Raw genomic sequence first — 6,207 nt, forward strand, 5'->3', positions numbered from 1 at the left:
AACGCCGGGCGTGGCCGCCGCGGCCGAGCCGGCGAGCAGGCCGTCGCGGGCCAGCCGGCGGACGCCCGCGACGTCGGTACTGTCGAGCAACCCGTCCTCCCGATGTCGTCGACGGGAAAATGGTGGGTCAGCCGGAGAACCGGAAAAGGCCGCGGCCGGGCCGAATTCCGGTGGAAATGGCCAACTGCTGGCCACCCCGGAATCACCTGATCGGCCCACGCGGTACGCCCGATCGTCCGGAAGTCCGCGTGCCACAATCGAATTCCCATGGCACACGAGGACGGTCTGCTCCGGGAACTCACCACTTTGCGGCGCGGCTGGGGTTTGGAAGCCGAACGGCTGCGGAGCCGGCTCGGGCCGCTCGTCTCGGGCTGGTGCGAAATCCACCGGACGACGAGCGACCGCGACGCGCGGCGAGTTCTGCGCGCCGCGATTTCGGCCGCGATCGTGGATTTCCCGCCCGACGACCGGCTGGCGGTGAACGTCGCGCTCGGCATCGCCGCCGGCACGCAGCACGCCCGGCTCCGCGACCGGATCGGGATCCTCGCCGACCGCCTCCAGGTCTCCGAACGCACGGCGCGGCGCCGCATCGACCGCGCGTTCACCCGGCTCGCCGCGGAAATCCAGGCCGCCGGCTCGCAGCCGGGCGACGGCGAGCCCGACCCGGACCGCGGCTGGTTCGTCCAGCGGCTCAAGGCGCTGATGCGGCTGGACACCGCCGAACCGGAGCTGATCGAGGAACGCGTGATCGTGGCGACCCAGGACGGGCTCCGCCGGATCTCCGCGCAGTTCACCGTCCCCCGCACCGACGACGGCCTGGACGGTGAGCGGAACGTGGCCGCCGACGCCCAGCACGGCGTGCGGATCGTCGACCGGAGCCGGGAGGGCCAGCGGCACTTCCGCTGGCTGCTCGACCTGCCGCGACCCCTGTCCCGCGGCGACAGCCACACGTTCTCGCTGGTCCTGCGGGTCCGCGACGGGCGCCCGATCCGGCCGTCCTACACGTTCGTGCCGCTGGTGACGTGCGAGTCGTTCGAGGTGCGGGTCCGCTTCGACCCGGACCGGCCGCCGCGGTCGGTGTGGCGCCTGGACCGGGTCGCGCCGTCGGTGCTCACCGACCCGCCGCAGCCGGGCGCGCCACTGGACCTCGACGGCGCCGGTGAGGTGGCGCAGGACTTCGCCGCACCGCAGCTCGGGTACGCCTACGGGCTGCGCTGGCTACCCGACTGAAAGTATTCCTTGACACGAATATTCTTCTGTGTGAATACTTAGCCCCATGGACGGGATCGCAGCAGCACTCGGGGACACGGCGCGGTGGCGCATCGTCGAGCTCCTGGCCGAGCGTCCCCGCTCGGTCGGTGAGCTCGCCGAGCTGACCGGGCTGCGGCAGCCGCAGACCACCAAGCACCTGCAGACCCTCGCCCGGGCCGGCCTTGTCGCCGTTTTCCCGCTGGGGCAGCGCCGCGTCTACGCCCTCGAGGCGGAGCCGCTCGCCGCCTTCGCGGGCCGGCTGCGGGAGCTGGCCGAAGCGACGACGGGCCACGCGGGCGACCGGGACGTCGTCGCGCGCTACCGGGCGGCGATCGAGGCGGACTCGGCGGTCGCGGACCGCGACCGGTGGGCGGACGGGCGCGAGTTCGCGTTCGACCGGCTGCTGGCCGTGCCGCGCGAGACCGTCTGGCGGCACTGGACCGAGCCGGGCCTGCTGGGGTCCTGGTGGGTTCCGCCGTCGCTGACGATCACCGACTGCGTCCTGGAGCCGCGGCCGGGCGGGCGGGCCGTGGTCGCCTACCGCGACGCGGACGCCGAATACCGCTCCGAAGGCCGCGTCCACGCGGCCGAAGCACCCGGGCACCTCGCGTTCGACCTCGCGGTGGCGGGCCCGGCCTCGTTCACCGGCCACTACGACCTGGCGCTGACCGAAGCGGCCGGGGGCACCCGTCTCCGGCTCGGTCTGCGCATCACCGCGACGACCCCCGAGGCCGTCCCCGCCATCGCCGGCATCGAAACCGGCTGGGGCCAGGTCCTCGACAACCTCACCGCTGTACTCACGAAGAAGGGCTGAAACCATGACCGACCGCAAGGTGACCGCGAACCTGAGCCTGACCCTCGACGGCCGCTACCACGGCCCCGCCGGGCCCGCCGACATGGGCGCGATCGTCACGTACGCGATGACCGACGTGGCGCGCCGCCACCTCACGCGCATCTGGGAAGGGGCGACGACGGCGGTGCTCGGCCGCCGCAACGCCGAAGGTTTCCTCGGTTTCTGGCCGACGGTGGCGGCGGACGAGAACGCCGACCCGCGTGACCGCGGCTACGCGAAGTGGCTGGTGGACGTGGAGAAGGTGGTCTTCTCGACCACGCTGACCGAGTCCCCGTGGGAGCGCACCCGCCTGGTGAACGCCCCGGCGGCGGACGTCATCGCCGACCTGAAGGCGACGGGCTCGGGTGAGATCCTGGTGAACAGCAGCGCGAGCGTCATCAAGGCGCTGCTCGAAGCGGACGCCCTCGACCGCCTGTACCTGATGATCTGCCCGGAAATCGCGGGCGGCGGCCCCCGCCTCTTCGACGACGGCCTCCCCGCCTCGAAGTGGAAGCTGACCCACCACGAAACGGGCGACCTGGGCGAGACGGCAGTGGTCTACGACCGGGTCCGCTGACCGTCCCCAATGGACAGTCGCCGACCATGGACCGGCACGCAAGGCGACCCGCGTTGCGTGCCGGGGGTCCGGGGGTTGTCCCCCGGGTAGATACTGCGGGCACCGGCGAAGGTGCGCCAGCACCGAGCAGCCGAAGCCAATCGGGTGGGGCGGGCGGGGCTCGAACCCGCGGCCAAGGGATTATGAGTCCCCTGCTCTAACCAACTGAGCTACCGCCCCCTGACCCCGGTACGCGGATTTGCATCCGCACAGAAGTCTCAGTTCGTTTCAAGTTATCACAGCGGCCATCCGGGCAGATCCGGTAGGCCAAACAGGTTCAAGTGGCCGCCGGCGGGGGCACGCTCGTCTAAGTTGCAAGGGCGTCACCGCTGAACGGACCGGCGGGAGGGACCGATGGCCGGTGCCACCCCGTCCTGCCGCCAGGCGCTGCGGCTGGCGCTGCTGGACGCGTTCACGGCGGGGGCGGGCCTCGGCTTCCTCGCCCACCAGTACCGGGAGGAGCTCGTGGCGAACCCCGCGGTCATCGGCCTCGCGCTGGTCTTCCTGTTCGCGCTCGGCTTCCTGGTCCGCGCCGCCGCGCGAGCCCTCTTCCGGGCGGGCTCGCGCGTCGACGCGATCCTGGCGGAGGAACTGCGGGACAAGCCGTCGCCCCGCCCGCGCTGACGGAAGTCGTTGCGGAGCAAGGCGAAGACCACGGATTCCGCTCAGGTGCCGCCACCGCCGGTGGTAGTCGGGGTAGGTGGCTCCGAGGTGGTCGTGGGCGGCGTCGTCGGTGTGGTCGTCGGCGGCTTCGGTGTCGTGGTGGGCGGAAGCAGCGTCGTCGTGGTCGGCGGGGCCGTCGCCGCGCCGTAGGCCGCGTAGGTGAACCAGATCTGGCCGAACGTCTTCGGCGTGGTCTGCGTGAACATCGCCCGCACCTGGAACGTGGTCGCCGTGTACGACCCCTGCACCGTGTTGAGCATGAACGCGTTGAACGGACCCGGCGTGTTCGCCGAGACCACGACCGCCTCCGGCACCTTGCCGAGGCCGTGGGTGACCGTGCAGAACCCGCTGCCGTCGGTCACGCAGGTGGCTTGCGCCGCCTGGACGATCGGGGCCGGTGACGGGCCGACGGCGGCGGACGCGCCCGCGAAGGCCACCGCTCCCGCGGTGACCACGACGGCCCCGCCCAGAACGGCGAGTGCGGTTCGAACCTGAAGTGCCATGGTGGATCCTCCCCTGAGAACAACACCACCGGGATCGCTCCGCCGCCCGCCGCCGTTACGCCCGACTGTCCACAGGGGACTGCACCCGGTACCGGAAGTTGCCCAGCCCGCCCGCCGTACTCAGCTCCACAGGTTCCAGCCGTACCCGCGTGCCGCCTGGGTGGTCGAACAGCCGCACGCCGTCGCCGAGCAGCACCGGGGCCACGTGCACCAGGACCTCGTCGAGCACGCCCGCCTCCAGACACCGGCGGGCCGTCGCCGGGCCCAGTACGGCCACGCACCCGTCGCCCGCCGCCGCCGAGGCCGCGGCGACCGCCTTCAGCAGGTCCGCCTCGAAGGTGAAGCCCGGCTCGGCCGACGCCGGGTCGTCGCGGGTCACCACGAAGATCGGGACACGGACGCGGCCGCCGTAGACCTTGCCCTCCGCCGTCGTCGCCGGGGCGTACGTGCGGTGCCCCATCAGCACCGCGCCGATCTCGCCCATGACCCGCTCGACGACCGGGTTCGGGCCGGTGGGCAGGCCGCGCAGCCAGGACATGTCGTCGGCGGGGCCGGCGACGAAGCCGTCGAGGGACATGGTGATGTGGTAGAGGATCTTGGCCATGCTGCCGCCTTTCGGTACGGGGTGTCACCGGTACCGACGAGCGGGGCCGCGGAAACTCATCGGCTCAGGCGGGCACGAGTTCCCGGTTCGCCGAAGCGGCGGCGTAGCGGCGGGCCAGCGCCGCGCAGACGATCAGCTGGAGCTGGTGGAACAGCATCAGCGGCAGCACGATCAGCCCCACCTGCGCGTGCCCGAACAGCACCGTCGCCATCGGCAGGCCGCTCGCCAGGCTCTTCTTCGACCCGCAGAACACGATGGTGATCCGGTCGGCGCGGGCGAAGCCGAGCGCGCGGGCGCCCCAGCCGGTCGCGGCCAGCACGGCCGCCAGCAGCACGCCGCACACCGCGCCGAGCACCAGCAGGTGGCCCAGGTCGAGCCGGTGCCAGATGCCTTCGGTCATGCCCGCGCTGAACGCCGTGTAGACGACCAGCAGGATCGAACCGCGGTCGACCAGCTTCAACGGCGCCGCGTGCGCGGAAATCCAGCCGCCGATCCAGCGCCGCGCCAGCTGACCGGCCACGAACGGCGCGAGCAGCTGCAGCACGATCCCGAGCACGGCCGATCCGTCGACGCCGGCGCCGTCGCCCGCGAGCAGCAGCGCCACCAGCAGCGGGGTGAGCACGATCCCGGCCAGGTTGGACAGCGACGCGCTGCAGATCGCCGCCGCGACGTTGCCGCGCGCGATCGAGGTGAACGCGATCGACGACTGCACGGTCGAGGGCAGCACGGCGAGGAACAGCACCCCGGCGGCCAGCTGGGCGGGCAGCACCGACGACGGCAGTGCGAACAGGGCCAGGCCGAGCAGCGGGAACAGCACGAACGTCGCGCCGAGCACGACCGCGTGGAGGCGCCAGTGCCGCAGGCCGTCGAGGGCTTCCTGCGTGGACAACCGGGCGCCGTACAAGAAGAACAGCAGGCCGACCGCGATCGTGGTGGCGGTGCCGAAGCCGTCGGCCACCACACCCGAAGCGGGCAGCAGGGTGGCGACGCCGACGGTGGCGAGGATGGCGAGGACGAACGGGTCGAGACGCAACCGGGACATGGATCTCCTTCCACAGCCATTGTCGGCGCCGCCGCGTTCATTGTGAACCCCGATGACCGGACTGACTGTCATCGTGAATCGCGATAAAGTGACCGCGTGCTGGACCCCCGCCTGTGCCGTTCCTTCCTCGCCGTCGCCGAGACGCGCAGCTTCACCGCGGCCGCGCGGCGCCTCGGCGTCGGCCAGCCGACCGTCAGCCAGCACGTGCGGCGGCTCGAACGCGACTCGGGCGGGCTGCTGTTCGCCCGCGACACCCACACCGTCGAGCTGACCGCGCGCGGGCAGGCGATGCTGGGGTTCGCGCAGACGGTCGTCGACACCGAAGAGCGCGCGGAGCGGCACTTCCGCGGCGCCGAGCTGCGCGGCCGCGTCCGGTTCGGCGTGTCCGAGGACTTCGCGCTCGGCGAGCTGCCGGAGATCCTGCACCGGCTGCGCCGCAGTCACCCGCTGGTGGACGTCGAGCTGACGGTCGAGCTCTCGGACGTCCTGGCGCAGCGGCTGCGGGCCGGGCAGCTGGACCTGGTGCTGGGCAAGCGCCGCCCGGGCGCGCACCACGGGCGGCTGCTCTGGCGGGAGCCGCTGGTCTGGATCGGCTCGGCGGCCACGGTGCTGGAGCCCGGCGAGCCGGTGCCGCTGGTGCAGTACCCGATGCCGTCGATCACGCGGCAGCTGGCGGTGGAGTGCCTCGAGCGCGCG

8 protein-coding genes and 1 tRNA gene are annotated in these 6,207 nt (G+C 72.4%); 5 read left to right on the forward strand and 4 right to left on the reverse strand.

All coding sequences use genetic code 11. From position 1 onward, the window contains the following. Positions 1–267 precede the first annotated feature (267 nt). Genes G3I65_RS45220 through G3I65_RS45230 form a run of 3 tightly spaced genes read left to right on the forward strand, consistent with a single transcriptional unit; the run spans position 268 to position 2,660 of the window. Complete coding sequence (locus tag G3I65_RS45220; RefSeq protein WP_160701560.1) at positions 268–1,230, forward strand: hypothetical protein; 963 nt, start codon at positions 268–270, stop codon at positions 1,228–1,230. Positions 1,231–1,276: 46 nt separating this feature from the next. Continuing rightward, complete coding sequence (locus G3I65_RS45225) at positions 1,277–2,065, forward strand: metalloregulator ArsR/SmtB family transcription factor (RefSeq protein WP_160701561.1); 789 nt, start codon at positions 1,277–1,279, stop codon at positions 2,063–2,065. Positions 2,066–2,069: 4 nt separating this feature from the next. Then, a complete protein-coding gene (locus G3I65_RS45230) occupies positions 2,070–2,660 on the forward strand; it encodes a dihydrofolate reductase family protein (protein ID WP_160701562.1) in 591 nt (196 codons plus the stop codon). 145 nt (positions 2,661–2,805) lie between these two features. On the opposite strand, the gene G3I65_RS45235 is transcribed toward G3I65_RS45230, so the two are convergent. Then, positions 2,806–2,879, reverse strand: a tRNA-Ile gene (locus G3I65_RS45235). Between the two features lie 174 nt (positions 2,880–3,053). Here G3I65_RS45235 and G3I65_RS45240 point away from each other — a divergent pair. Further along, entirely contained in the window at positions 3,054–3,323 is a 270-nt protein-coding gene (locus G3I65_RS45240) for a hypothetical protein (RefSeq protein ID WP_160701563.1), read from the forward strand. 41 nt (positions 3,324–3,364) lie between these two features. Here the strand turns inward: G3I65_RS45240 and G3I65_RS45245 are convergent, their stop codons facing one another. From G3I65_RS45245 to G3I65_RS45255, 3 genes are all read right to left on the reverse strand, one after another. Next, entirely contained in the window at positions 3,365–3,865 is a 501-nt protein-coding gene (locus G3I65_RS45245; protein WP_160701564.1) for a hypothetical protein, read from the reverse strand. A gap of 55 nt (positions 3,866–3,920) precedes the next feature. Continuing rightward, positions 3,921–4,469 carry a dihydrofolate reductase family protein gene (locus G3I65_RS45250; RefSeq protein ID WP_160701565.1) on the reverse strand — a complete coding sequence of 183 codons (549 nt, stop codon included), beginning with the start codon at positions 4,467–4,469 and terminating at the stop codon, positions 3,921–3,923. Between the two features lie 64 nt (positions 4,470–4,533). After that, on the reverse strand, positions 4,534–5,511 hold the full coding sequence (locus tag G3I65_RS45255; protein WP_160701566.1) for a bile acid:sodium symporter family protein: 978 nt from the start codon (positions 5,509–5,511) through the stop codon (positions 4,534–4,536). Positions 5,512–5,607: 96 nt separating this feature from the next. Here G3I65_RS45255 and G3I65_RS45260 point away from each other — a divergent pair. Then, a partial coding sequence (locus tag G3I65_RS45260) for a LysR family transcriptional regulator (protein WP_160701567.1) occupies positions 5,608–6,207 on the forward strand: 600 nt, incomplete at its 3' end.

This window comes from Amycolatopsis sp. SID8362, assembly GCF_010550475.1.
Classification (GTDB): domain Bacteria; phylum Actinomycetota; class Actinomycetes; order Mycobacteriales; family Pseudonocardiaceae; genus Amycolatopsis; species Amycolatopsis eburnea.

Coding starts and splice junctions, on each gene's coding strand:
- G3I65_RS45220 (WP_160701560.1), top strand. CDS start 268: ATGGCACACGAGGACGGTCTGCTCCGGGAACTCACCACTTTGCGGCGC.
- G3I65_RS45225 (WP_160701561.1), top strand. CDS start 1,277: ATGGACGGGATCGCAGCAGCACTCGGGGACACGGCGCGGTGGCGCATC.
- G3I65_RS45230 (WP_160701562.1), top strand. CDS start 2,070: ATGACCGACCGCAAGGTGACCGCGAACCTGAGCCTGACCCTCGACGGC.
- G3I65_RS45240 (WP_160701563.1), top strand. CDS start 3,054: ATGGCCGGTGCCACCCCGTCCTGCCGCCAGGCGCTGCGGCTGGCGCTG.
- G3I65_RS45245 (WP_160701564.1), bottom strand. CDS start 3,865: ATGGCACTTCAGGTTCGAACCGCACTCGCCGTTCTGGGCGGGGCCGTC.
- G3I65_RS45250 (WP_160701565.1), bottom strand. CDS start 4,469: ATGGCCAAGATCCTCTACCACATCACCATGTCCCTCGACGGCTTCGTC.
- G3I65_RS45255 (WP_160701566.1), bottom strand. CDS start 5,511: ATGTCCCGGTTGCGTCTCGACCCGTTCGTCCTCGCCATCCTCGCCACC.